Annotated in this window: 22 protein-coding genes and 2 tRNA genes; 7 read left to right on the top strand and 17 right to left on the bottom strand. The window is 65.5% G+C overall.

The window, feature by feature from the left end:
* Positions 1–9 precede the first annotated feature (9 nt).
* From GVL12_RS10375 to GVL12_RS10350, 6 genes are all read left to right on the top strand, one after another.
* Positions 10–564: a cysteine dioxygenase gene (locus tag GVL12_RS10375; protein WP_235033845.1), complete on the top strand. Its 555-nt coding sequence runs from the start codon at positions 10–12 to the stop codon at positions 562–564.
* Entirely contained in the window at positions 561–1,322 is a 762-nt protein-coding gene (locus GVL12_RS10370; RefSeq protein WP_159913543.1) for an enoyl-CoA hydratase/isomerase family protein, read from the top strand. The genes GVL12_RS10375 and GVL12_RS10370 overlap by 4 nt, the downstream gene beginning before the upstream one ends.
* A gap of 36 nt (positions 1,323–1,358) precedes the next feature.
* The gene (locus GVL12_RS10365) at positions 1,359–3,488 is read left to right on the top strand and encodes an acetate--CoA ligase family protein (protein ID WP_200843658.1); all 2,130 of its coding nucleotides are present in this window, start codon (positions 1,359–1,361) and stop codon (positions 3,486–3,488) included.
* A gap of 45 nt (positions 3,489–3,533) precedes the next feature.
* On the top strand, positions 3,534–4,271 hold the full coding sequence (locus GVL12_RS10360; RefSeq protein ID WP_159913541.1) for an enoyl-CoA hydratase/isomerase family protein: 738 nt from the start codon (positions 3,534–3,536) through the stop codon (positions 4,269–4,271).
* A gap of 31 nt (positions 4,272–4,302) precedes the next feature.
* Positions 4,303–5,277 (top strand): tripartite tricarboxylate transporter substrate binding protein, encoded by a 975-nt coding sequence (locus tag GVL12_RS10355; RefSeq protein ID WP_159913539.1) that lies wholly within the window; start codon positions 4,303–4,305, stop codon positions 5,275–5,277.
* 125 nt (positions 5,278–5,402) lie between these two features.
* Complete coding sequence (locus GVL12_RS10350; RefSeq protein WP_159913537.1) at positions 5,403–6,389, top strand: tripartite tricarboxylate transporter substrate binding protein; 987 nt, start codon at positions 5,403–5,405, stop codon at positions 6,387–6,389.
* A 230-nt stretch (positions 6,390–6,619) separates the two neighbouring features.
* Here the strand turns inward: GVL12_RS10350 and GVL12_RS10345 are convergent.
* From GVL12_RS10345 to uvrB, 12 genes are all read right to left on the bottom strand, one after another.
* Positions 6,620–6,694, bottom strand: a tRNA-Val gene (locus GVL12_RS10345).
* A 172-nt stretch (positions 6,695–6,866) separates the two neighbouring features.
* Positions 6,867–9,035 (bottom strand): bifunctional mannitol-1-phosphate dehydrogenase/phosphatase, encoded by a 2,169-nt coding sequence (gene mtlD, locus GVL12_RS10340; protein WP_159913535.1) that lies wholly within the window; start codon positions 9,033–9,035, stop codon positions 6,867–6,869.
* A gap of 430 nt (positions 9,036–9,465) precedes the next feature.
* Positions 9,466–9,540, bottom strand: a tRNA-Val gene (locus GVL12_RS10335).
* 44 nt (positions 9,541–9,584) lie between these two features.
* Entirely contained in the window at positions 9,585–10,295 is a 711-nt protein-coding gene (gene dnaQ / locus GVL12_RS10330) for a DNA polymerase III subunit epsilon (RefSeq protein ID WP_159913533.1), read from the bottom strand.
* Between the two features lies 1 nt (position 10,296).
* Complete coding sequence (gene fdx, locus GVL12_RS10325; protein WP_159913531.1) at positions 10,297–10,635, bottom strand: ISC system 2Fe-2S type ferredoxin; 339 nt, start codon at positions 10,633–10,635, stop codon at positions 10,297–10,299.
* Positions 10,636–10,654: 19 nt separating this feature from the next.
* Positions 10,655–12,523: a Fe-S protein assembly chaperone HscA gene (gene hscA / locus GVL12_RS10320; protein ID WP_159913529.1), complete on the bottom strand. Its 1,869-nt coding sequence runs from the start codon at positions 12,521–12,523 to the stop codon at positions 10,655–10,657.
* A gap of 94 nt (positions 12,524–12,617) precedes the next feature.
* Positions 12,618–13,136, bottom strand: coding sequence for a Fe-S protein assembly co-chaperone HscB (hscB, locus tag GVL12_RS10315; RefSeq protein ID WP_159913527.1), 519 nt, complete (start codon positions 13,134–13,136; stop codon positions 12,618–12,620).
* An 88-nt stretch (positions 13,137–13,224) separates the two neighbouring features.
* On the bottom strand, positions 13,225–13,548 hold the full coding sequence (gene iscA / locus GVL12_RS10310; RefSeq protein WP_159913525.1) for an iron-sulfur cluster assembly protein IscA: 324 nt from the start codon (positions 13,546–13,548) through the stop codon (positions 13,225–13,227).
* A gap of 1 nt (position 13,549) precedes the next feature.
* Positions 13,550–13,948, bottom strand: coding sequence for a Fe-S cluster assembly scaffold IscU (gene iscU / locus GVL12_RS10305; RefSeq protein ID WP_159913523.1), 399 nt, complete (start codon positions 13,946–13,948; stop codon positions 13,550–13,552).
* A gap of 63 nt (positions 13,949–14,011) precedes the next feature.
* Complete coding sequence (locus GVL12_RS10300) at positions 14,012–15,226, bottom strand: IscS subfamily cysteine desulfurase (RefSeq protein WP_200843665.1); 1,215 nt, start codon at positions 15,224–15,226, stop codon at positions 14,012–14,014.
* 105 nt (positions 15,227–15,331) lie between these two features.
* A complete protein-coding gene (gene iscR / locus GVL12_RS10295) occupies positions 15,332–15,868 on the bottom strand; it encodes a Fe-S cluster assembly transcriptional regulator IscR (RefSeq protein ID WP_159913519.1) in 537 nt (178 codons plus the stop codon).
* A gap of 209 nt (positions 15,869–16,077) precedes the next feature.
* A complete protein-coding gene (gene uvrB, locus GVL12_RS10290) occupies positions 16,078–18,135 on the bottom strand; it encodes an excinuclease ABC subunit UvrB (protein ID WP_235033844.1) in 2,058 nt (685 codons plus the stop codon).
* A gap of 136 nt (positions 18,136–18,271) precedes the next feature.
* Between uvrB and GVL12_RS10285 the strand changes: the two genes are divergently transcribed.
* Positions 18,272–19,468: an amino acid aminotransferase gene (locus tag GVL12_RS10285; RefSeq protein ID WP_159913515.1), complete on the top strand. Its 1,197-nt coding sequence runs from the start codon at positions 18,272–18,274 to the stop codon at positions 19,466–19,468.
* A 202-nt stretch (positions 19,469–19,670) separates the two neighbouring features.
* On the opposite strand, the gene GVL12_RS10280 is transcribed toward GVL12_RS10285, so the two are convergent.
* From GVL12_RS10280 to GVL12_RS10260, 5 genes are all read right to left on the bottom strand, one after another.
* Positions 19,671–20,687, bottom strand: coding sequence for a tripartite tricarboxylate transporter substrate binding protein (locus GVL12_RS10280; RefSeq protein WP_159913513.1), 1,017 nt, complete (start codon positions 20,685–20,687; stop codon positions 19,671–19,673).
* A gap of 95 nt (positions 20,688–20,782) precedes the next feature.
* A complete protein-coding gene (locus GVL12_RS10275; protein WP_159913511.1) occupies positions 20,783–21,517 on the bottom strand; it encodes an SDR family NAD(P)-dependent oxidoreductase in 735 nt (244 codons plus the stop codon).
* A gap of 205 nt (positions 21,518–21,722) precedes the next feature.
* A complete protein-coding gene (pcaF, locus tag GVL12_RS10270) occupies positions 21,723–22,925 on the bottom strand; it encodes a 3-oxoadipyl-CoA thiolase (RefSeq protein ID WP_159913509.1) in 1,203 nt (400 codons plus the stop codon).
* A 95-nt stretch (positions 22,926–23,020) separates the two neighbouring features.
* Positions 23,021–23,665 carry a 3-oxoacid CoA-transferase subunit B gene (locus tag GVL12_RS10265; protein ID WP_159913507.1) on the bottom strand — a complete coding sequence of 215 codons (645 nt, stop codon included), beginning with the start codon at positions 23,663–23,665 and terminating at the stop codon, positions 23,021–23,023.
* 26 nt (positions 23,666–23,691) lie between these two features.
* Positions 23,692–24,393, bottom strand: coding sequence for a 3-oxoacid CoA-transferase subunit A (locus GVL12_RS10260; protein WP_159913505.1), 702 nt, complete (start codon positions 24,391–24,393; stop codon positions 23,692–23,694).
* Positions 24,394–24,447 lie beyond the last annotated feature (54 nt).

The following is a 24,447-nucleotide window of genomic DNA, read 5'->3' as shown; positions in this document are numbered from 1 at the left end:
GTGGCGGCCATGACGCGTCTGGTCGAGGCCCATCCCGGCAATGAAGCGCTGCTGATGGCGGGCGCCCTGCCGCTGATGCGCGATCTCGTGTCCGCCGACGACTGGCTGCCCGAGGCCATGGCCGCGGCCCATCCCCGGTACTACCAGCAGCATCTGCTCTACGGTGACCCGCTGGACCGTTTTTCCCTGGTCAGCTTCGTCTGGGGTCCGGGCCAGAAAACCCCGGTCCACGACCATACCGTCTGGGGCCTCATCGGCATGCTGCGCGGCAGCGAATGCGGCCAGGCCTATGCGCGCAGCGCCGACGGCACGCTGGCGCCCTGCGGGCCCGAACTGCGCCTTTTACCCGGCGACATCGACCAGGTCTCGCCCACCTTCGGGGACATCCACGTCGTGCGCAACGCCCATGACGACCGCTGCTCCATCAGCATCCACCTGTACGGCGGCAACATCGGCCGCATCGCGCGCCATGTTTTCATTCCCGACACCGGGGAAGTCAAGCCCTTTGTCTCAGGCTACTCCAACCAGCTCGTACCCAATCTCTGGGCCGGGGAGCCGGCATGAGCGATCCCACCTTGCTCCATGCCACACGCAGTGGCGCCACGCTGCATCTGAAGCTGAACCGCCCCGACAAAGGCAACGCGCTGTCCGCCGAACTGGTGGGCGCGCTGACCGAAGCCTTGCAGACGGCCTGCGCCGACGATAGCCTGCGCCTGCTGGTACTGGCCGGCGAAGGGCGGCACTTTTGCACCGGCTTCGACCTGTCCGGCCTGGACAGTGAAACCGACGATAGCCTGCTGGCCCGCTTCACCCGCGTCGAGCTGCTGCTGCAGATGGTGCATGCCGCGCCATTCACCACGCTCGCCCTGGCCCATGGCCGCACCATGGGCGCCGGCGCCGACCTGTTTGCCGCCTGCAGCGAGCGCTGGGTCGTGGGCGAAGCACAGTTCGCGTTTCCCGGCACGGGCTTTGGCCTGGTGCTGGGCACTTCCCGCCTGGGCGACCTCGTCGGTGCTGCGCAGGCCGCGCAGTGGCTGCAAGGCGGCACGGCCGTCGATCACCACGCCGCACTGCAGGCGCAGCTGGCTACCCGCCTGGTGTCTGCCGAAGGTCTGGGCGGCGCCCTGAACGCCTTGCAGGAACGCGTCCAGCGGCTGGATACCGCCACCCAACACGCCATCCATGCGGCCCTGGCCCCCGCGCGCAGACCCCGCGGCGATGCGGGCGATGCACAGGACCTCGCGCGCCTGGTGCAGTCCGCCGCGCGCGCCGGCCTGCACGAACGCATCGTTTCCTACCGTGCCGCCCAGCGCAAAAGCTGAACGCTGTTTCCCCCCGTTCTTTCCAGGAGCATCACCTTGAACGCCCCCCTGTTTCCCACCCCTCTCAAGACCCTGCTCAACCCACGCTCCGTCGCCGTGATCGGTGCCTCGGAAGACCAGAGCAAATTCGGCGGCCGCCTGTACAAGACGCTGCTGCAGCATCGCTACGCGGGTACGGTCTACCCGATCAACCCCGGCCGGGACACGCTGTTCGGGCTCAAGACCTTCCCCAACGTCGCCGCGACGCCCGACGCTCCCGACATGGTCATCATGGCCTTGCCCCGCGACAAGGTCAAAGACGAGATTGCCGCCTGCGCCGCGCGCGGCGCCAAGGCCGGCATCATCATCACCTCCAAGTTCTCCGATTCCGGCCCCGAGGGCCTGGCACTGGAGCAGGACATCGTGGCCACGGCCGCCGAATACGGCATGCGCCTGATCGGCCCCAACTGCCTGGGTCTGATCAGCCCGGTCAACAAGCTGGTGCTGTGCTCCTCGCCAGCGCTCAATGTGGAACAGCTGATCGAAGCGCCAATCGGCTTTGTCAGCCAGAGCGGTGCGCTGATGGGCACGCTGTTCGATCGCGCCCACGGCATGGGCATCGGCTTCTCGCATTGCGTGTCCGTCGGCAACCAGGCCGACCTGGAACTCAACGACTTTGCCGAGTTCCTGATCGAGGACGAGCGCACGCAGGTGATCTGCAGCTATGTCGAAGGCATCAAGTCGCCCGAGCGCTTCGTGGCCCTGGCCCGGCGCGCGCACGCGGCCGGCAAACCCTGGCTGATGGTCAAGGCCGGCGCCACCGACGACGGCAGCCGCGCGGCCTACTCCCACACCGCGAGCATGGCGGGCGACTATGCGGCGCTCCAAGCCATCTGCGAGCGGGAAAACGTGGTTCTGATGGACGACCCGCTGAACATGCTGAGCCTGGCGCGCGCCATGGTGCGCTACCCGCGTCGCCGCGTGCGCGGCGTCGCCCTGATCACCACGTCCGGCGGTGGCGGCGCGATCACGGCCGATCAGCTCTCCCATGCCGGCATCGGCCTGGCACGCTTCAACGAAGCCACGCGCGCCGGTCTGGCCGAGCATTACGCCGAAGGCCAGGCTGCCAATCCCATCGACATCGGCGGGCGCAAGCACGACGGCACCGAGGCGCTGGGCGTGGTCACGGCAGAAATCGCGCTGAGTGACCCGTCGGCCGACCTGGGCCTGATGGTGCTGACCACAGCGCCCGATGTTCCCGGCCTGACCCGCCAGCTGGCCGACGGCGCCGAGCGCCCTGCCGCAGGCGGCAAGCCCACGCTGTATGTGATGCTGCCCGGCCGCGTGGCCGCGCCTGCGCGCGCCATGCTGATCGAGCGCGGTCTGCCCTATGTGGACACACTGGCCGAAGCCATGGACATGCTCAAGGCCTGGAAATCCTGGTCCAACCACCAGCCGGCCGACACACCGCTGCGCCCGGCAGGCATGGCCGTGACCCAGGCCTGCGCGCAGGGAGCACTGGGCGAGGCTGCAAGCAAGGCCCTGCTGGCCGAGGCGGGCATTCCCGTGAACCAGGAGCGCCTGGTGCGCAACGCCGAGGAAGCCGTGGCCGCCGCTGCAGTCATCGGCTTTCCGCTGGTACTCAAAGTCGCTTCGCCCGACATCGCCCACAAATCCGACGTGGGCGGCGTGGCCCTGAACATTGCGGATGCCGACGATCTGCGCGCCCGGCTGGCACGCATGCAGGCCAGCGTGGCCCAGGCCGCGCCCCGGGCCCGCATTGACGGCTACTCCCTGCAGGCCCAGGAAAGCGGCGAGCTGGAGCTGATCGTCGGCGCCCGGCGCGACGCCCAGTTCGGGCCCCAGGTGGTGGTCGGTGCGGGCGGCGTGCTGGTCGAGCTGCTCAAGGACATTGCCGTGCTGCCCGCGCCCGTGGACGCCGAAAGCGCGCGCCGCGCCGTGCAGGCACTGAAAGTCGCGCCCCTGCTCGGCGCCTACCGTGGCCGCGGGGCGCTGGATGTCGACGCCATCGTCGATGCCATTGTTCGCCTGGGCTGGCTGGCCCACGACCTGGACAAGGCAACGCAGGGCAGAGACTTCGAGATCGAAGTCAATCCGCTCAAGGTACGCCTGCAAGGCCAGGGCGTGGTTGCCGTGGACGCACGCGCGCGCATCGGCCAGGACTGACCCCTTTTCCATTCCGCAAAAAATTTCATCCAGGAGACAAGCAACATGCCCCAAATCACCATCGAACACCACGGCAAGGTCACGCTGTTCACGATCAACCGCCCCGGACGCAAGAACGCAATCTGCAAGGACACGGCGCTGGAGTTGCAAGCCGGTTTCGCCGAATTCGACGCGTCCGAACAGCGCGTGGCCGTCATCACCGGCGCAGGCGATGACGCGTTCTCGTCGGGCGCCGACGTCAGCAACCTGCCTGAGCTGTGGCGCTGCATTCCCGGCTCGGGCTTCACCACCGACAAACCCATCATTGCCGCGACCGCGGGCTGGGTCGTGGGCGGCGCCATGGTGCTGACCATGATGTGCGATCTGCTGGTGGCCGCGGAGAACACCCGGTTTTCCTATCCCGAAGCCAAGCTGGGCTTCACCGGCGGCATGATCGCCGGGCTGGCCGCGCGCATTCCGCACAAGGTGGCCATGGACCTGATGCTGCTGGGCCGCCCCGTGGGCGCGCAGCGCGCGTATGACGTCGGTCTGGCCAGCGAGATCGCTCCCGTGGGCAAGCAGGTCGAAGTCGCCATGCAGCAGGCCCAGACGCTGGCCCAGTCCGCGCCCCTGGTGCTGACCACCATCAAGCGCTTCGTCAACCAGCATGTGCTGCCCAAGAGCCCGTCGGAAGCCATGGCCGAGACCATGCGCCAGCTCAACGTCGTGCGCGAGAGCAGCGACACCCGGGAAGGCATGGCCGCATTCCGCGAAAAACGCACACCTGCCTATACCGGCCGCTGATCCCCCTTCACAGAAGCATCGGAGCCTGTCCATGAATTTTGCATTGCGTACTTTCATCACTCCCCTGGGGGCCGCTTTGGCACTGCTCTGCAGCCCCACCGCCTGGGCCCAGCCCGCGGCCTGGCCGAACAAGCCCATTCGCGTCATCGTTCCCTACCCGGCCGGCGGCAACTCCGATGCCATCGCCCGCTACGTTGCCGAGAAGCTGGGCCGAGCGGTAGGCCAGTCCATGGTGGTGGAAAACAAGGGCGGCGCGGGAGCGACCATAGGCGCCGAACTGGCCGCCCGCGCGCCCGGCGACGGCTACACGCTGCTGATCGCGCCCACGGCCGTCTTCGCCATCACACCCCATCTGCGCAGAGTGAACTACCAGCCGTTCACAGACTTCGTGCCCATCGCGCAGCTGTCGGGCAGCTACTCCATCGCCACGGCCAGCAAGGACGCGCCCTTCAACGACATCAACGGCCTGATTGCCGCGGCACGCCAGGCGCCGGGCAAGCTCACCTTCGGCTCGGCGGGCCCGGCCACGGCCACCCATCTGGCCGGTGAAATGGTCAAGAACAAGGCCGGCATCGACATGCTGCACATCCCCTACAAGGGGTCCGCAGAAGCGCTGGGCGACCTCATGGGCGGGCGCATCGACATGATGTATGACCCCGTCAGCCTGGTCCAGGTCAAGGCCGGCAAGGTCAAGGCCATCGCGGTGATGAGCAAGACCCGCCACCCCGATCTGCCCAACATCCCCACGATACGCGAGCAAGGTCTGGACATCGATACCCGCAGCTGGTTTGGCCTGTTTGCCCCCAAGGGCACGCCCCAACCCATCGCGGACCGTCTGGCAGCGGAAACGCAGAAGATCATGGCCACCGATGAGACGCACCAGTTGCTGCTCAAGATGAGCCAGTACCCCGAGTTTGTCGGCCCTGCGGCCTTTGCCAAGCAGATCCAGGACGACAGCGCCTTCTTCAAGGCGCTGATAGCGCGCGCCAACATCCACGTCGACTGAAAAGAAGCCCCCTGTGCGGCCCTTGCTCGGTGCCCCTGGGCCGGGGCACGCCAATGGCGTGGGCTGCAGGCGGTGCGCTGCAGGCGGTGCGCTGCACCATGGATCACCGAGAAGGAAAGAACAGCATGCACAAAAGACTCTTCCTGTCTTCCCTGCTGGCCGCCAGCGGCGCAGCGCTCACGCATGCGGCCCAGGGGGCGCCTGCCACCGACGCCTGGCCGGCACGGCCCATCCGCCTGATCGTGCCCTACCCGCCCGGCGGCACGAGCGACAACCTGGGCCGCCTGGTGGCGGAGCGGCTGGGCGCCAACCTCCACGCAAACGTGATCGTGGAAAACAAGCCCGGCGGCACCACGCAGATCGGCACCGAGCTGGCGGCCCGCTCCGCGCCCGACGGCTATACCGTGCTGCTCGGGGCCGTGACGGCATTCACCGTGCTGCCGCATCTGCGGCGCAGGCTGCCGTACGACCCCAAAACCAGTTTCGACGCCATCGGCGGCATTGCCGAGTACCTGTCCATCGTGGCGGTGCGCAAGGACCTGGGCGTTGGCACGCTGGCGCAGTTGGTGAAGCTGGCCAGGGCACAGCCCGGCCAACTGACCTACGGCTCGGCCGGACTGGCCTCCTTTGGCCATATCGCGGGCGAAATCATCCAGCGCGAAACCGGTATCAGCCTGCTGCACGTGCCTTTCAAAGGTTCGGCCGACGCTGTTGCGGCCCTGGCTGGCGCGCAGGTGGACATGGTCATAGACGGCGCCGCCGTCCCATTGATCAAGGCCGGGCGTGTCGTGCCGCTGGCCACCTTCGGCAACGTCCGCCACCCCGAGCTGCCGAACGTCCCCAGCCTGCCCGATACCGGCTTTCAGATCGAACGCCCGACAGGCCCGAGCTGGGCACTGCTGACGCCCCGGGGCACGCCGGCATCCATCAATGCCCGCCTGTCCCTGGCGCTGCAAGCCCTGCTGCAGGAGCCCGAAACCCATGCCCGGCTGCGCCGCATCAGCACCCTGCCCGATTGGCGCCCGCCGGGCGAATTGCAGCAGGCCATCCTGGACGACTACCGGTTCTACGCGCAATTGCTGCCCAGGATAGGGCTCCAGCCGGAAAACTGAGCCTCCACCTGAATGCGGCTCAGTTCAGCCGTGCGTGGTGAGCCTGTCGCACCATGATCGGCATGCTGGCGCCGAAAAGGCCTGATGTGCTGCAGGTTCACAATGAACCAGGATTCGCGCGTTGGCTTCCGATGCGCCAACGTGCGCCGCTCGCCGCGCACCCCTGCCCCCTTCACAGGCAGTGGACGAAAAAAAACCTCTTGAATCCATGATTCAAGAGGTTTCTTGTCTGGTGGGTAATACATGGTTCGAACATGTGACCCCTGCCGTGTGAAGGCAGTGCTCTACCACTGAGCTAATCACCCCAATACTGTTCAACGTGACAAGCACACTGTGCTGTCTGTCGATCCATCGATTCTAGCACCATCGCGCAGACCACCAAAGCGAATCGGCTGTCTTTTTTGCAGCGCTGGCGCATGTGCATGGCCGTGCAATCCCGGGGCATTCCTGCACCAGCTTGCTGCAAGCCCGGCGGGCTCAGGCCCCCCCGAGCGCGGGTGCCGACAGATAGCCCTCGCCCTCGGCCTGCAGGCGATCGAAATGCCATTGCACTGCCGCGATCTCTGCGGCGTCCTCGACGGCGTCCAGTCCGGGATACGGCTGGCCGTAATAGTCGCCCCGCCAGGTCAGCACATCCTGCAGCGCGCCGCGTTGCGCATGGATCTCACGGATCGTCAGGCATTCGGCGTCGTCGGCGGCATCGGGATGGTGCAGCGCATAGTGCACCGCCAGGGCGGCCCCGAAGGCCAGCCCCGGCGCGGCGATGCCCTGGGCCCGCGCCATGGCGAGGCTGCCAAGCACGCGCTCGTCGCGCTGGAGTTTGCGCAAGGGGTCGCGGCCGACGCGCGCGCACGGATCCTTGAAGGCATGCTCGCAGCGGCGGCGAAACGTATTGATGAACTCCGGCAGGCGCGACTCCATTGCCGGGAACGCCGCTTGCAGCGCGGGTGCCAGCTCGGCGTCAAGCAAGCGGTCCATCAGCGCCTGCACGCGCGCATCCCCCATGGAATGGCCGATGCTCGGATGGCCCAGCAGCGCGGCATACCAGGCAATGATGGCGTGCGTGCCGTTCCACAACCGGTTCTTGAGCGTCTGGATTTCACCGATGTCGTCGACGGTGTCGATCTGGCACAGATGCTCCAGCAGGCTTCCGCCACGCTGGGCATAGAGCGGCATGTCCGTCTCGCCATTGAACAGGATCAGGTGCAGCGGGGCCAGCGCACTCGCGGGCTCGCCCGCATCGCGCAAGGTATTGACGATGGGCGTGATCGCCTCCATGTCCCCGTCGCCCAGGTCATCGCCCCACCCCACGTTGTCTACGGCCGCCTCGCGCACGGCGGCGACGTTCTTCTCGTAGAGGTCGCGCTTGATGCGCAGTTGCCGCATGAGCGCCTCTTCGGAGAGCTTGGAGACCATCCGGGTGACCACGGTTTCACAGAAGTGCGTGCGCGCCAGTATCTCTTCGCAATCGCTTGCCGATGCCTTCAGCTCCAGCGCTGCGGCCACGTGATCGCGCACGAACTGCGCGCCGCCCACCTTGTTGAGCACGACCAGCACGGTCAGCGCACGGCCGTGCGCCGCAAGGCGATCCGCCAGGCCCTGGGCAATCACGCCGGCCTGCGTCGCCATGGCCTGCTCCGGCAGGCACAGCGCAACGATCTCGCAATCGCGGTACATGCCGGCGACGGCCGGCACGTCTGCCGCGTCCACCACGCGCATCTGCTCTATGGTCTGGTCGAACGACAGGCTTCCGTAGCGCACGCTGAACCTGCCAAACGCATTGACGGCTTCGCGCAGCAGCGCATTGCCCGTGGAGGCAATGATTTCGCAGGGCCGCGTATACCCGTCCCAGTGCGAAAACACCTGCGCCAGATAGCCGCCGCCCATGGCGCCGAAGCCATGGATTCCCGCCTTGAGCTGGTTCACGGCCTGGGGAAAGGGGTCGGTCACGGCCGGCATGGCCATCTTCGGCGTCCAGTCCGACAGATCGGCCAGGAAGCTGCGCAGGTCGCTGTAGCGGGCGAAGGCGCGCGCGGCCACTTCGGGGCTGGGCACCTTGATGTCCTCGATCAGAATGGCCACCCCGCCGGCGTCGGCGGCCGAGCGCAGTCCGTTTTCGGAATCCTCGAACATCAGGCTGCGCTCGGGCAGGCTGTTGAGCGCATCGGCTGCGCGCAGGAATATTTCCGGGTGCGGCTTGCCGTGCGTCACCTCGTCGCCGCAGACGCACAGATCGAAGTACTTGAAGATATTGGCATTGATGAGGTACTCCTCGGCAATCGCCCGGCGGCTCGATGTCGCCACCGCCATCTTCAGCCCCGACTTGCGCAGGCGCTCGAGCACCGGCAGCAGGCCCGGCTTGATGGGCACGCCATGGGTGCGCACGTGCGCCAGCTCCAGCTCGTCCGCACGCAGGCGTATGGCGGCATAGGGAAATGCATCTCCGTAGTGCTGTTTGGCAAGCTCTTCAGCCTTGGTGGCGCTCAGACCCAGCGAGCCCATGAGCACGGCTTCGGTGAAAGGCTTGTCAAACAGTTCTTGGGACGCCTGAGAGAGGGTTTTGAACCGCAGTCGTTCGGTGTCGAACATGGTTCCGTCCATGTCGAAAATTGCGGTGTCGATTTGCTTGTCCTTGAATTGAAGCATCCAGATCCTTTCCTTTGATTGCTGCAGTGCAATAGGACATTTTGGCGCCAAACGTTGCAAAACGAAAATCCGGCGCCAAAAATTCCGGAAGGCCTGGAACTTTTCGGGGTACTTGCCAGGCAGCTACTGGCATCGACACGCCTTCTCAAGCGGCCGATCAGAATGTCGTGGTCGACACGATCAAAGAATTTGCCCAAGTCCACGTCCACCAACACGCGCCGGCCCGATTGCACGTAGCCCCGTGGGCCCGTGGGCCCGTGGGCCCGTCTGCCCGGGAGCAACCCGTAGCTGTGTTCGCTGAAGCCGGGGTCGATCAGGAATTGCAGCACTGCCTGCTGGATACAGTCTGTCCAGCTTTTTGGGGTCAGTTCATGCTGGGCGCACAAAAGAAAAAACCCTCTCGAGCCTGAACTCAAGAGGGTTTTCAAATTGGTGGGCGATACATGGTTCGAACATGTGACCCCTGCCGTGTGAAGGCAGTGCTCTACCGCTGAGCTAATCGCCCTTGTCTGCTGCGACAAGACCGCTATTATGGCACAGATTTCCGGACTACCCGGGCAAACTGCGCCAGATTGTCTTGCCGCTGCAGGCCTTGTCGATCTGGGCCAGGACCGCTTCGTGCGCCGCGCATTCCTGTTCGCTGGCCTGGATGACGGGCAAGATGATGCTGCGCAGATCGAGGGCGACGATGGGCAGGCCAGACGCGTCTTCCTGCGGCTCGTCGCTGATCAAGAGCGCGTCCTGGCCGCGCGTGAGGTTGATGTAGACGTCGGCCAGCAGTTCCGCATCCAGCAACGCGCCGTGCAGCGTGCGGCCCGAATTGTCGACGCCCAGGCGATCGCACAGCGAGTCAAGCGAATTGCGCTTGCCCGGGTAGCGCTCCTTGGCCATGGCCAGGGTGTCGATCACGCCTTCGACCCAGCTCTTGAGCGGCGGCTTGCCCACGCGCTGGAGCTCCTTGTTCAGGAAGCCAACGTCGAACGGCGCGTTGTGGATGATGATCTCGGCGCCCTGCAGGTAGGCCAGGATCTGGTCGACCTGCTGCTCGAAGCGCGGCTTGTCCTTGAGGAACTCGGTGGTGATGCCGTGCACCCGCAATGCGTCTTCGTGGCTGTCACGGCCCGCATTGAAATACATGTGCAGGTTGTTGCCGGTGAGCTTGCGGTTGAGCAGCTCCACGCAACCGAGCTCGATGATACGGTCGCCGTTCTCGGCGGACAGGCCCGTGGTTTCGGTATCAAGGACAATCAGGCGCGACATCTCAGTGGTTTTCCTTGGCGTGGTTGATCGAGTACTTGGGGATTTCGACGGTCACGTCTTCCTGCGCCAGGATGGCCTGGCAGCTCAGGCGCGACAGCGGCTCCAGGCCCCAGGCGCGGTCCAGCAGGTCTTCTTCCTCTTCCTCGGCTTCGTTGAGCGAGTTGAAGCCCGCGCGCACGATCACGTGGCAGGTGGTGCAGGCACAGACCATGTCGCAGGCGTGCTCGATCTTGATGTTGTTGTCCAGCAGGGCTTCGCAGATCGACGTGCCGGCGGGCACCTGCAGCTCGGCGCCCTGGGGACAGTATTCGGCGTGGGGCAGTATTTTGATGACAGGCATGGGGTCTCTTCTATAGCAATCAGGAAATGCTGTGTACGTTCTTGCCCGCCAGGGCCTGGACGATGCCGCGGTTCATGCGCTGGGCCGCGAAAGCTTCGGTGCCCTTGGCCAGGGCCTGGGTCGCGGCTTCGACCACGGCCGGGTCGGTCGAGGTCTGCTGCTCGCGCAGCGTGGCCATCAGTGCATCGACGGCCTCGCGCTCGGGCGCCGTGAGCAGATCGCCATCGGCGTCCAGCGCGCTTTGCGTGGCAATCAGCATGCGGTCGGCGTCCACGCGCGCCTCGACCAGCGCCCGCGCCTGCATGTCCTGCGCCGCGGTGGCGAAGCCGTCCTGCAGCATGCGCGCGATCTGCTCGTCCGACAGGCCGTACGACGGCTTGACGTCGATGTGCGCCTCGACGCCGCTGATCTGCTCCTTCGCGCCCACGGACAGCAGGCCGTCGGCGTCCACAGTGAACGTCACGCGTATGCGCGCCGCGCCCGCGGCCCTGGGCGGAATGCCGCGCAGCTCGAAGCGCGCGAGGCTGCGGCAGTCGGCGACCAGGTCGCGCTCGCCCTGCACCACGTGGATGGCCAGCGCCGTCTGGCCGTCGACATAGGTCGTGAAGTCCTGGGCGCGCGCCGTGGGAATGGTTTCGTTGCGCGCGACGATGCGCTCGACCAGCCCGCCCATGGTCTCCACGCCCAGCGACAGCGGAATCACGTCCAGCAGCAGCAGGTCGTCGGCCGAGCTGTTGCCGGCCAGCTGGTTGGCCTGTATGGCCGCGCCCAGCGCCACGACTTCGTCGGGGTTCAGGTTGGTGAGCGGCGTCTGGCCGAAGAATTCGCCCACGGCCGCCTGCACCTGGGGCATGCGCGTGGAGCCGCCGACCATGACCACGCCCTGGACTTCGTCCTTGGCAAGATCCGCGTCGCGCAGCGCACGGCGCACGGCGGCCAGCGAGCGCGCCGTGAGCGCCTGCGTCGCGGTGTTGAACTGCTCGCGCGTGACTTCGAGCGCCACGGCGCCCGTGCCCAGCTCGGCGCGGAATGTCGCGCTCGCCGCGTCCGTCAGCGCCTCCTTGCAGCGGCGCGCGGCCAGGCGCACTGCGGCCTTGTCTTCGGCCGTAGGCGCCTGCGCGCCGGTTTGCGCCAGCACCCATTGCGCCAGCGCCGCGTCGTAGTCGTCACCGCCCAGGGCCGAGTCGCCGCCCGTGGCAATCACTTCGAACACGCCTTGCGTCAGGCGCAGGATGGAGATGTCGAACGTGCCGCCGCCCAGGTCATAGACCGCATAGACGCCTTCGCTGGCATTGTCCAGACCGTAGGCGATGGCTGCCGCGGTCGGCTCGTTGATCAGGCGCAGCAGGTTGATGCCGGCCAGTTGGGCCGCATCCTTGGTCGCCTGGCGCTGGGCGTCGTCAAAGTACGCGGGCACGGTGATCACCGCGCCATAGAGTTCGTCGTCGAAGCTGTCTTCGGCGCGAAAGCGCAGCGTGGCGAGGATTTCGGCGCTGATTTCCACCGGCGTCTTGACGCCGGCGCGGGTCTGCAGCGAAACCATGCCGCCCTGGCCTTCTTGCTGCACGAACACATAGGGCAGGCTTTGCGCATCGGCGACGTCATTGAGGCCGCGGCCCATGAAGCGCTTGACCGAGACAATGGTGTTTTGCGGATCGGTGCTCTGGGCCGCAACGGCGGCGTCGCCAATCAGGCGCTTGCCCTGCTCGGCGTAATTCACGATCGACGGCAGCAGCACGCGGCCCTGGTCATCGGGCAGGCATTCGGCCACGCCATTGCGCACCGCGGCCACCAGGGAATGGGTCGTGCCCAGGTCAATGCCGACGGCGATGCGCCGCTGGTGCGGATCGGGGGACTGACCGGGTTCGGAAATCTGCAAAAGCGCCATGGGAACTCTCGAAAAATGGGGTGCAGGCGCCTGCCCGAGCAGTTCGCGCCTTCCTGGAAAACATGGGGTGCTTCAGAGCCGCCCGCAGAGGAGTCTATTGTTGCAGTTGCTCTCGCCGGGCCTCGATGTCGCGCGCAAAACGTGCAACAAACATAAGGGCTCTCACCTGCTGGGCCGCGCCCGCGGGATCCCGGGCGTCGTCGAGCAGCCGCGCGCATTCGGCCAGCAGGCTGCGGCGGGCTTGCGACACTTCGTCATCGAGCCGGTCGACATCGGCTTCGGCCTGCGCCTCTTCCAGCGCTTCGCGCCACTCCATCTGCTGCATCAGGAACGCCACCGGCATGGCCGTGTTGTCCTCGGCGCGCAAGGGCGCGCCGCGCATCTCGCACAGGTAGGCCGCGCGCTTGAGTGGGTCCTTGAGGCGCTGGTAGGCCTCGTTGATGCGCACCGACCACTGCATGGCCACGCGCTGGGCCGCCGCGCCCTGTGCCGCAAAGCGGTCGGGGTGGGCTTCGCGCTGCAGCTCCTTCCAGCGGCTGTCAATGTGCGCACGGTCCTGCGCGAACTGCGCGGGCACGGCAAATAGCTCGAAGTCGTCGGATTGAAGATTCATATCAATAAAAAACCGCCAGCACGCAAGGCGGTGGCGGTTGTTGGGTGCGGGGGAAAACGCAGGCAGGAACCCTGCACGCAAAGCGTCCTCAGACGCGGAAGCTCTCTCCACAACCACAACGATCGCGTTCGTTCGGGTTGTTGAACTTGAAGCCCTCGTTCAGGCCTTCGCGCACGAAGTCCAGCTCGGTGCCGTCGATATAGGCCAGGCTCTTGGGATCGATGATGATCTTCACGCCGTGGTTCTCGAATACCATGTCTTCGGGCGCCTGATCGTCGACATACTCGAGCTTGTAGGCCAGGCCCGAGCAGCCCGTGGTCTTCACACCCAGACGCACGCCCAGCCCCTTGCCCCGGCGGGACAAGTAGCGGCTCACATGCCGGGCCGCCGCATCAGTGAGCGTGATGGCCATCTCAGGCGGCCACCACCGCTGCGTGCTTGGCACGGTAGTCGTTGACTGCTGCCTTGATGGCATCTTCTGCCAGGATGGAGCAGTGCACCTTGACCGGCGGCAATGCCAGTTCCTCGGCAATTTCGCTGTTCTTCAGCGCGGCGGCCTGGTCCAGGGTCTTGCCCTTGACCCATTCGGTCACCAGCGACGACGAAGCGATCGCCGAGCCGCAGCCGTAGGTCTTGAAGCGTGCGTCTTCGATCACCCCGGTCTCGGGGTTGACCTTGATCTGCAGCTTCATCACGTCGCCGCAGGCGGGCGCGCCCACCATGCCGGTGCCGACCGAGCCGTCACCCTTGTCGAACGAACCCACATTGCGGGGGTTTTCATAGTGGTCTACCACTTTTTCGGAATAAGCCATGATGTCTACCTCTTCAAATCTTCAGACCGTGGATCTCTGGACCAAGCTCAGCGGGATATACGTCTAGTGCGCAGCCCACTGGATGCTGCTGATGTCGATGCCATCCTTGTACATTTCCCACAAGGGGCTCAGTTCGCGCAGCTTCTCGACATTCGCCCGGATGGTGCCGATCGCATAGTCGATTTCCTCTTCGGTCGTGAAACGACCGATGGTCATGCGCAGACTGCTGTGTGCCAGCTCGTCGCTGCGGCCCAGGGCGCGCAGCACATAGCTGGGCTCCAGGCTGGCCGACGTGCAGGCCGAACCCGACGACACCGCCAGGCCCTTGATGCCCATGATCAGCGACTCGCCTTCGACGTAGTTGAAGCTGATGTTCAGGTAATGGGGAACGCGCTGGGTCATGTCGCCATTGACGAACACCTGCTCAATGTCCTTGAGGCCGTCGAGCAGACGGGTCTGCAGCGCGCGCGCCTTGGCGATGTCCTGGTCCATTTCGAGCTTGGCGATGCGGTAGGCTTCGCCCATGCCCACGATCTGGTGCGTGGCCAGCGTGCCCGAACGCATGCCGCGCTCATGGCCACCGCCGTGCATTTGTGCTTCGAGGCGCACCCGGGGCTTGCGGCGCACGTACAGCGCGCCAATGCCCTTGGGGCCGTAGGTCTTGTGTGCCGTGAGGCTCATCAGGTCGACGGGCAGCGTCTGCATGTCGATCGTGAGCTTGCCGGTGGCCTGGGCCGCGTCCACGTGGAAGATGATGCCCTTTTCGCGGCACAGCGCGCCTATGCGCGGGATGTCCTGGACAACGCCGATCTCGTTGTTGACGAGCATGACGCTGGCCAGGATGGTGTCGGGACGGATCGCCGCCTTGAACACGTCGAAATCAAGCAGGCCGTTTTCCTGCACGTCGAGGTAGCTGACTTCAAAGCCCTGGCGCTCGAGTTCACGCATGGTGTCGAGCACGGCCTTGTGCTCGGTCTTCACCGTGATCAGGTGCTTGCCCTTGCCCTGGTAGAAGTGGGCCGCACCCTTGATCGCCAGATTGTCCGACTCGGTCGCACCGCTGGTCCAGACGATTTCGCGCGGATCGGCATTGATCAGCGCCGCCACATGGCCACGTGCCTTCTCGACCGCTTCTTCGGCTTCCCAACCCCAGGCATGGCTGCGCGACGCCGCGTTGCCGAAGTGCTCACGCAACCACGGAATCATGGCATCGACCACACGAGGGTCCACCGGCGTGGTGGCGCCGTAGTCGAGATAAATGGGGAAGTGCGGGGTCATGTCCATGGCTGGCTCAATGCAATGTCTGGCTGGCAAAAAACGAAATTTCTCTACACACCTTGCAGCGCCCCGCCCCCTGGCGCTGGCACCGTTGCTCGGCGCGGATTACGACTTGGCGAAAACGTTGCCCAAGGCAAACACCGAGTTCGGTGCATTCACGCGGATAGGCTTGACCACGGGCGCCGTGGAGATCGCGCGGCGCACCACAGGCTTGTCTTCGATCTGCACGCCCTTGGCGATTTGTTCGTCGACGAGCTTTTGCAGGGTCACGGAGTCCAGGAACTCGACCATGCGCTGGTTCAGCGCGGCCCACAGTTCGTGGGTCATGCAGCGGCCCGCTTCGCCCAGACAGTTTTCCTTGCCACCACACTGGGTCGCGTCGATGGGTTCATCCACCGAGACGATGATGTCGGCCACGGTGATGTCCGCGGCCTTGCGGGCCAGCGTGTATCCGCCGCCGGGGCCACGGGTCGATTCGACCAGTTCGTGGCGGCGCAGCTTGCCGAACAGCTGCTCCAGATAGGACAGCGAAATCTGTTGGCGCTGGCTGATCGCAGCCAGCGTGACGGGACCGTTGTTCTGGCGCAGGGCCAGGTCGATCATGGCAGTGACCGCAAAGCGGCCTTTGGTTGTGAGACGCATCGCGAGCTCCTTTGTCAGGCTTGTTCGTTACAGAAATACCCTAGGCAGGTTCTTGACCCGTCCGGGCACCGTCTCCGCCCATACTCCGCCCTACAAAAGGTCCAGAGCCCTTCTTCATCGAAGTCTTTGTTGTTATTGAATGTGGGGTCTAGTGTAGCACAAACCCCATCAATTTTGTCGGGTACCCGCGACAAACCTCTCGAGCACCCTCAAACTACTGGCGACTCGCGACCCGAAGCACCGAAAAAACGCGCTTTGAGCTGCGCCAACTGGTCGCGAACACGCGCTGCCTGCTCGAACTCCAGGCTGCGTGCATGCTCGAGCATCTGCTTTTCGAGCCGCTTGATTTCCCGGGCCACGTCCTTCTCGGACATCTCCTCCACGCGCACCCTTTGCGCGTCGGCACGCTCCAGCCGCTCGGCTTCCTTGCCACTTTTTTCGCTGTAGACACCGTCAATCAGGTCTTTCACCTGCTTGACAATGGCCTGCGGCGTGATCCCGTTGTCCAGGTTGAACTGGGTCTGCTTGGCGCGCCGGCGCTCGGTCTCGTCGATCGCCTTGCGCATCGAATCCGTGACCCGGTCGGCATAGAGAATCGCCTTGCCGTTGAGGTTGCGCGCCGCGCGGCCTATGGTCTGGATCAGGCTGCGCTCGGCGCGCAGGAAACCTTCCTTGTCGGCATCGAGAATCGCCACCAGCGAGACTTCGGGAATGTCCAGGCCTTCGCGCAGCAAGTTGATGCCGACCAGCACATCGAACAGGCCCAGGCGCAGGTCACGGATGATTTCCACGCGCTCCACGGTGTCGACATCGGAATGCAGGTAGCGCACCTTGACGCCGTTGTCGCTCAGGTAGTCGGTCAGCTGCTCGGCCATGCGCTTGGTCAGCGTGGTGATCAGCACGCGCTCATTGATCTCGGAGCGCAGCCGGATCTCCTGCAGCACGTCGTCGACCTGGTGGGTCGCGGGCCGCACTTCGATCTCGGGGTCGACCAGGCCCGTGGGCCGCACCACCTGCTCGACCACCTGGCTCGCATGGGTCTTCTCGTAATCGGCGGGCGTGGCCGAGACAAACACGATCTGGCGCATGCGCTGCTCGAACTCGGCGAACTTGAGCGGACGGTTGTCGAGCGCCGAAGGCAGGCGAAAGCCATACTCGACCAGCGTGGTCTTGCGCGCCCGGTCGCCGTTGTACATGGCGTTGAGCTGGCCTATCATCTGATGGCTTTCGTCGAGGAACATCAGCGCATCGGCAGGCATGTAGTCGGTCAGCGTGCTCGGCGGGTCGCCCGGCGCCGCGCCCGACAGATGGCGCGTGTAGTTCTCGATGCCCTTGCAGTGCCCTACTTCGCTGAGCATCTCGAGGTCGAAGCGCGTGCGCTGCTCGAGCCGCTGGGCCTCGACCAGCTTGCCCTGCGACACCAGCTCGCTCAGGCGCTCGGACAGCTCGAGCTTGATGGTCTCCACAGCCGCGAGCACCTTGTCGCGCGGCGTGACGTAATGGCTGCTCGGGTAGACCGTGAAGCGCGCAATCTTCTGCTTGACCCGGCCCGTGAGCGGATCGAACAGCTGCAGGGTCTCAATCTCGTCATCGAACAGCTCGATGCGGATCGCAAGCTCCGAATGCTCGGCCGGAAACACATCGATGGTATCGCCGCGCACGCGGAACTTGCCGCGGCTGAAATCCTGGTCGTTGCGCTGGTACTGCATGCGTATCAGCTGGGCGATCACGTCGCGCTGGCCCATGCGCGCACCCGTGCGCAGCGTCATGACCATGCGGTGGTAGCTTTCGGGCTCGCCTATGCCGTAGATCGCCGAGACCGTGGCGACGATCACCACGTCGCGCCGCTCCATCAGGCTCTTGGTGCACGACAGGCGCATCTGCTCGATGTGCTCGTTGATCGCGCTGTCCTTTTCGATGAACAGGTCGCGCTGCGGCACATAGGCTTCGGGCTGGTAGTAGTCGTAGTAGCTGACGAAGTACTCGACGGCGTTCTTCGGGAAGAACTCGCGGAACTCGCTGTAGAGCTGGGCGGCAAGCGTCTTGTTGGGCGCGAAGACGATGGCCGGGCGCCCCATCCGGGCGATCACGTTGGCCATGGTGAAGGTCTTGCCCGAGCCCGTGACGCCCAGCAGCGTCTGGAACACTTCGCCGTCGTTCAGGCCCTCGACCAGCTTTTCGATCGCCTGCGGCTGATCGCCGGCCGGCGGATACGGCTGGTAGAGCTCGAAAGGCGAGCCTTCATACGAAACAAATTGGCCAGTCAATGGCAGATCAGTAGCTTGGTGCATAACGTGGTGATACTAGCCTGCCCCGCAGGCCGCTAAAATTCCGGGGCTAACCCGAATGACTATTGCAGCTTGGGGCTGGCAGCCATATTTTCATCCTCCGAGGATTTTTTTCATGTCTTTGTTTACCGCCGTCGAAATGGCCCCCCGCGACCCCATTCTGGGTCTGAACGAGCAATTCGCCTCTGACACCAACCCCAACAAGGTCAACCTGGGCGTGGGCGTGTACTTCGATGACAACGGCAAGCTGCCCTTGCTGCAATGCGTGCAGACCGCGGAAAAGGCCATGATGGCCCAGCCCACGGCGCGCGGCTACCTGCCCATCGACGGCATCGTCGCCTATGACAACGCCGTCAAGGGCCTGGTCTTTGGTGCCGACAGCGACGTTGTCACTTCGGGCCGCGTGTCCACGATCCAGGCCATCGGCGGCACGGGCGGCCTGAAGATCGGCGCCGACTTCCTGAAAAAGGTCAGCCCCGACGCCAAGGTGCTGATTTCCGACCCGAGTTGGGAAAACCACCGCGCGATCTTCCAGAACGCCGGTTTTGAGGTCGACAGCTACGCCTACTACGACGCCGAAAAGCGCGGCGTCAACTTCGACGGCATGCTCGCCAGCCTGAACGCCGCCGCGCCCGGCACCATCGTCGTGCTGCACGCCTGCTGCCACAACCCCACGGGCTACGACATCACTGCCGCCCAGTGGGACCAGGTGATTGCCGCCGTCAAGGCCAGGCAACTCACGGCCTTCCTCGACATGGCCTACCAGGGCTTTGGCGAAGGCATTGCCGAAGACGGCGCCGTGATCGGCAAGTTCGTCGCCGCCGGCCTGGACATCCTGGTCTCGACCTCGTTCTCCAAGAGCTTCAGCCTCTACGGCGAACGCGTGGGCGCGCTGTCGGTGGTCGCCAAGGACGCCGAGGAAGCCAAGCGCGTGCTGAGCCAGCTCAAGATCGCGATCCGCACCAACTACTCCAACCCACCGATCCACGGCGGCGCCGTGGTCGCGGCCGTGCTCAACAACCCCGAGTTGCGCGCCCTGTGGGAAAAGGAACTGGGCGAAATGCGCGTGCGCATCAAGGCCATGCGCCAGAAGCTCGTCGACGGCCTCAAGGCCGCGGGCGTGCAGCAGGACATGTCGTTCATCACCCAGCAGGTCGGCATGTTCAGCTACTCGGGCCTGTCCAAGGACCAGATGGTGCGCCTGCGCAGCGAATTCGGCGTCTACGGCACCGACACCGGCCGCATGTGCGTCGCTGCCTTGAACAGCAAGAACATCGATTACGTCTGCCAGGCCATCGCCAAAGTGATCTGATCGCGTCCTGGGGGCTGCACGCCCCTGGAATGCAAAAACCCGCACACCTTACGGTCTGCGGGTTTTTTCTTGGGAACTACAACCACAGGGCGTGGCCTAGCGAAACTGGCGTGCCCCAGCAGGGGGACACCGAGCAAGGGCCGCCCCGCAGCGATGCTGCCGTCCCCCTCAGGGGGAAGCCGCGAAGCGGCTCAGGGGGAGCTTAATCCGCGATCGCACCCGACTCGCGCACGACCTTGCCCCACTTGACGCTTTCCTTCTGGATGAAGGCCGCGAATTCGGCAGGCGTTTCGCTGTAGGCTTCGGCGCCCTGGTCGTTGATCTTCTTCTTGGTGTCGGGCTGGGCCAGCACCTTGACCAGCGCGGCGTTGAGCTTGGCGATGACGGGTGCGGGCGTGGCGGCTGGCGCCAGCATGCCGAACCACGAGGTCGCTTCATAGCCGGGAACGCCGGCTTCGGCGATGGTCGGCACATTCGGCAGTTCGGGCGAGCGCTTGGCGGTGGTCACGGCCAGCGGCACCAGCTTGCCCGAGCGCACATGCTGGATGGCAGACGGCATGTTGTCGAACATGATGCCGATCTGGTTGCCCAGCAGGTCGGTCACGGCCGGCGCGCTGCCCTTGTAGGGCACGTGCACCATGTCGACCTTGGCCATCGAATTGAACAGCTCGCCCGACAGGTGGATGGAGCTGCCGCTGCCCGACGAACCGTAGTTCACCCGGCCCGGATTGGCCTTGGCGTAGGCGATCAGCTCCTTGACGCTCTTGTAGGGCTGGTTGGGGTTGGCGACCAGCAGGTTGGGCACATTGGCCACGCGCGTGAGCGGTGCGAAGTCCTTGACCGGGTCGAAGGCCATCTTCTTGTAGAGCGACGCGTTGATGGCATGCGTGCCCACGGTGCCCATGAACAGCGTGTAGCCGTCGGCCGGCGCCTTGGAAGCCAGCAGGCCGCCGATGTTGCCACCGGCGCCGGGGCGGTTGTCGATCACCACCGATTGGCCCAGCTCGGCCGTCAGGCCCTGGGCGACGATGCGCGCCAGGATGTCGGTCGTGCCACCGGCCGAGAACGGCACGATGATGGTGATCAGCTTGCTGGGGTAGGCAGCCTGCGCCAGCGCGCTGGTCGGCAGCGCTGCAGCGCCGACCGCCAGGGTAGCCAAGGTGGCCAGTGCCGCGCGGCGGCTCGAAATCTTGGCAATGCGGGGGGTGAATGTCTTCATCATTGTCTTCTCTGTCTCTCTAGTGGTTTGCGCCTGTGGCCTCATGGGCCGCAGGCAGGGTCAAGGCCTGTAGGGCCTGTCGGATGGCGTGCGACTCAGACGCCGGCCACGCCCACGGTCATGCCGCCGCAGACATACAGCACCTGGCCGGTGACAAAGCCGCTGCGCTCGTCGAGCAGGTAGCTCGCGGCATGGGCCACGTCATCGGCCGTGCCTATGCGCTTGACAGGCACCGCTTCGACGATGGCGCGCGTGCGCGGCGCATCGGGCGGGTTGGCGCGGTCGAACAGCTCGGTGCGTATGGGGCCCGGGCCGATCGCGTTGGCGGTGATGCCGTGGCGGCCGAGCTCGAGCGCCCAGACGCGCGTCATGCCGATCAGGCCGGCCTTGGTCGCCGAGTAGGCGGTGCGCAATTCCTTGCCCAGCGCGGCGCGCGAGGACATGTTGACGATGCGGCCAAAGCCCGCTTCCTTCATGCCCGGCAGCAGCGCCTGCATGCACTGGAACGCGCAGCGCAGGTTCAGCGAAACAGCGAGGTCGAACTCGGCCAGCGTCTGGTGCTCGGCATCGGCGGGCACCACGATACCCACGTTGTTCACGAGGCGCGTGATAGGGCCGCCGGCCAGGGCTTCGCGCAGCGCGCGCTCGGTGTCGGCCGCATCGGACAGGTCGGCACGGATGCCGTCGCCCAGGCGGTCGATGACCACGGGCTCGAAACCTTCGGCGCGGCAGCGCTGGGCAATCGCCGCGCCTATGCCGCTGGCGCCGCCGGTGATCAGCACGCGTTCGCGCGCGCCGTCAGGGCGGGTGTTCTGGGGTGCAGTATTCATGAAAACTCCGAAAGAAAGACGCGCTGCCCAGGCACCACCTGGGCCAGCGTCTTCAGCGTGGCATGCGCGCTGTGTGCGCACCCGCCTGACCTCTTGAAGGACCAGGCGGGATTCCGATTGGATGGCATCTGCGCGCCGCGAGTTCCAGCCTGCGCGCGCAGAATGAAAGCGAATGCAAGCGCAGGCCGCTGTCGCGGTGCCGGTATCAGACGCGTTCGATGATCACCGCGATGCCCTGGCCCACGCCTATGCACATCGTGCACAGTGCGTAGCGGCCGCCGGTGGCGTGCAGGCGGTTGACGGCCGTCGTGGCCAGTCGCGCGCCGCTGGCGCCCAGCGGGTGGCCCAGGGCGATCGCGCCGCCCCAGGCGTTCACGCGCGCATCGTCGTCCTTGAGACCCAATGCGCGCAGCACGGCCAGGCCTTGCGCCGCAAAGGCTTCGTTGAGTTCGATCACGTCCATCTGATCGAGCGTCAGGCCGGTCTGGGCCAGCACCTTGAGCGTCGCGGGCGTGGGACCGAAGCCCATGATGCGCGGCGCGACGCCGGCCGTGGCCATGCCGACCACGCGGGCACGCGGCGTCAGGCCGTACTTGGCGGCGTTGGCTTCGTCGGCGAGCAGCAGCGCGCAGGCGCCGTCGTTGACGCCCGAGGCATTGCCCGCGGTGACGGTGCCGTCGGCACGCACCACGCCCTTGAGCCTGGCCAGCGCTTCGATGGTCGTCGCGCGCGGGTGCTCGTCCTGGCTCACGATGATCGCGTCACCCTTTTTCTGGGCAATCGACACCGGCACGATTTCGCGCGCCAGGTGACCGGCGGCGATCGCTGCGGCGGCGTTGATCTGGCTGGCCAGGGCCATGCGGTCCTGGGCTTCGCGCTCGATCTTGAAGTCGTCGGCGACGTTTTCCGCGGTTTCGGGCATGGAGTCCACGCCGTACTGCGCCTTCATGAGCTTGTTGACGAAGCGCCAGCCTATGGTCGTGTCATACACGGCGTTGTTGCGGCTGAACGCGCTTTCGGCCTTGGGCATGACGAAAGGCGCACGGCTCATGCTTTCGACGCCGCCGGCGATCATCAGGCCGGTTTCGCCCGACTTGATCGCACGCGCTGCGCTGCCGACCGCGTCCAGGCCCGAGCCGCACAGGCGGTTGATGGTCGCGCCCGGCACTTCCAGCGGCAGGCCCGCGAGCAGGCCCGACATGCGTGCCACGTTGCGGTTGTCCTCACCGGCCTGGTTGGCGCAGCCATAGAGCACGTCGCCCACGGCGGCCCAATCCACACCGGGATTGCGCTCCATCAGCGCCTTGATCGGCAGCGCGCCCAGATCGTCGGCGCGCAGGCTAGACAATGCGCCGCCGTAGCGTCCGAAGGGCGTGCGGATTGCATCGCAAATAAAGGCCTGGTTCATGGTGTCTCCTGAATGGGTCGAATCAAAGAAAAAAGGGGTTGTACCGCCGCACAGGCCGCTCTTGGCAGGCGGCTGCGGATGGGGGCGGCACGACATCAAGCCTGGATGGGCAGGCCTACGAGTTGCTCGAGCTCGGCATGGGTCAGGCCGGGCACCATATCGACCAGCTTGAGGCCGTCGGGCGTGCATTCGAGCGTCGCCAGGTCGGTGTAGATGCGCTTGACGCAGCCAATGCCCGTGAGCGGGTAGGTGCACTGCGGGACGATCTTGCTTTCGCCCTTCTTGGTCAGCAGGTCCATCATCAGCCAGGTCTGCTTGGCGCCGATCGCCAGGTCCATCGCGCCGCCCACGGCGGGAATCGCGCCGGGTTCGCCCGTGCTCCAGTTCGCGAGGTCGCCCGTGGCCGAGACCTGGAACGCGCCGAGCACGCAGATGTCGAGATGGCCGCCGCGCATCATCGCGAAGCTGTCGGCATGGTGGAAGTAGGCACCGCCGGGCAGCAGCGTCACGGGCTGCTTGCCGGCGTTGATCAGGTCGTAGTCTTCCTGACCCGCGGCCGGCGCCGGGCCCATGCCCAGGATGCCGTTCTCGCTTTGCAGGATGACTTCGCGGCCCGCGGGAATGTGGTTGGCGACCAGCGTAGGCTGGCCAATGCCCAGGTTCACATAGGCGCCGTCATGGATGTCTTCGGCCACGCGCTTGGCAAGCTCGTCTTTGCTGCGTTTTTGATAGCTGCTCATGTTCTTCTTTCCTTGTCGCACGCCGCTCAGGCGGCTTTCTTGATGCCGCCGGCCTGGGTCGCGACGCGCTCGACGCGCACGATCTGGCTGACAAAGATGCCGGGCGTGACGATGCTTTCGGGGTCCATCTGGCCCAGCTCGACGATGTCATGCACCGTGGCCACGGTGTGGCGTGCGGCCATGGCCATCACCGGGCCGAAGTTGCGCGCCGACATGCGGAAGTTCAGGTTGCCCCAGCGGTCGCCCTGCTCGGCCTTGATCAGCGCCACGTCGCCGTGGATCGGGTACTCGAGCACATAGTGCTTGCCGTTGATCTCGCGCGTTTCCTTGCCCGCGGCCAGCTCGGTGCCATAGGCCGTGGGGCAGAAGAAGGCGCCGATGCCGGCACCGGCGGCGCGCAGGCGCTCGGCCAGATTGCCCTGGGGCACGAGTTCGAGCTCGAGCTGGCCGCTGCGGTACAGGCCGTCGAACACATGGCTGTCGACCTGGCGCGGGAAGCTGCAGATGATCTTGCGCACGCGGCCGGTCTTGAGCAGCGCCGCCAGGCCTTCGTCGCCATTGCCGGCGTTGTTGTTGACCACGGTGAGGTCGCGCGCGCCCTGCTCTATCAAACCGTCGATCAGCTCGTTGGGAATACCGGCCGTGCCAAAGCCACCAATCAGTACCGTGGCGCCGTCTTTCACACCGGACAGCGCCTGGGCCACCGAGTCGGCAATCTTGTTGATCATGTAATGCGTCTCCTGGGGATCGAAAATCCTGGCAAATGTTCGCCTAAAGAACAA

The organism is Pantoea sp. 18069, assembly GCF_902706035.1.
Taxonomy (GTDB): Bacteria; Pseudomonadota; Gammaproteobacteria; order Burkholderiales; family Burkholderiaceae_C; genus Comamonas.
The sequence above is the reverse complement of the archived record's forward strand: the minus strand, read 5'-3'. Positions and strand labels throughout refer to the sequence as shown.

Excerpts from the sequence above, each read along its gene's own strand:
- pcaF (WP_159913509.1), bottom strand. The coding sequence starts at position 22,925 with ATGAACCAGGCCTTTATTTGCGATGCAATCCGCACGCCCTTCGGACGC.
- GVL12_RS10370 (WP_159913543.1), top strand. The coding sequence starts at position 561 with ATGAGCGATCCCACCTTGCTCCATGCCACACGCAGTGGCGCCACGCTG.
- GVL12_RS10375 (WP_235033845.1), top strand. The coding sequence starts at position 10 with ATGACGCGTCTGGTCGAGGCCCATCCCGGCAATGAAGCGCTGCTGATG.
- GVL12_RS10300 (WP_200843665.1), bottom strand. The coding sequence starts at position 15,226 with ATGACCCCGCACTTCCCCATTTATCTCGACTACGGCGCCACCACGCCG.
- hscB (WP_159913527.1), bottom strand. The coding sequence starts at position 13,136 with ATGAATCTTCAATCCGACGACTTCGAGCTATTTGCCGTGCCCGCGCAG.
- GVL12_RS10260 (WP_159913505.1), bottom strand. The coding sequence starts at position 24,393 with ATGATCAACAAGATTGCCGACTCGGTGGCCCAGGCGCTGTCCGGTGTG.
- GVL12_RS10265 (WP_159913507.1), bottom strand. The coding sequence starts at position 23,665 with ATGAGCAGCTATCAAAAACGCAGCAAAGACGAGCTTGCCAAGCGCGTG.
- iscA (WP_159913525.1), bottom strand. The coding sequence starts at position 13,548 with ATGGCCATCACGCTCACTGATGCGGCGGCCCGGCATGTGAGCCGCTAC.
- GVL12_RS10355 (WP_159913539.1), top strand. The coding sequence starts at position 4,303 with ATGAATTTTGCATTGCGTACTTTCATCACTCCCCTGGGGGCCGCTTTG.
- GVL12_RS10360 (WP_159913541.1), top strand. The coding sequence starts at position 3,534 with ATGCCCCAAATCACCATCGAACACCACGGCAAGGTCACGCTGTTCACG.
- fdx (WP_159913531.1), bottom strand. The coding sequence starts at position 10,635 with ATGCCTGTCATCAAAATACTGCCCCACGCCGAATACTGTCCCCAGGGC.
- GVL12_RS10275 (WP_159913511.1), bottom strand. The coding sequence starts at position 21,517 with ATGAATACTGCACCCCAGAACACCCGCCCTGACGGCGCGCGCGAACGC.
- mtlD (WP_159913535.1), bottom strand. The coding sequence starts at position 9,035 with ATGCTTCAATTCAAGGACAAGCAAATCGACACCGCAATTTTCGACATG.
- iscR (WP_159913519.1), bottom strand. The coding sequence starts at position 15,868 with ATGCGTCTCACAACCAAAGGCCGCTTTGCGGTCACTGCCATGATCGAC.
- iscU (WP_159913523.1), bottom strand. The coding sequence starts at position 13,948 with ATGGCTTATTCCGAAAAAGTGGTAGACCACTATGAAAACCCCCGCAAT.
- GVL12_RS10280 (WP_159913513.1), bottom strand. The coding sequence starts at position 20,687 with ATGAAGACATTCACCCCCCGCATTGCCAAGATTTCGAGCCGCCGCGCG.
- GVL12_RS10285 (WP_159913515.1), top strand. The coding sequence starts at position 18,272 with ATGTCTTTGTTTACCGCCGTCGAAATGGCCCCCCGCGACCCCATTCTG.
- dnaQ (WP_159913533.1), bottom strand. The coding sequence starts at position 10,295 with ATGTCGCGCCTGATTGTCCTTGATACCGAAACCACGGGCCTGTCCGCC.
- GVL12_RS10350 (WP_159913537.1), top strand. The coding sequence starts at position 5,403 with ATGCACAAAAGACTCTTCCTGTCTTCCCTGCTGGCCGCCAGCGGCGCA.
- hscA (WP_159913529.1), bottom strand. The coding sequence starts at position 12,523 with ATGGCGCTTTTGCAGATTTCCGAACCCGGTCAGTCCCCCGATCCGCAC.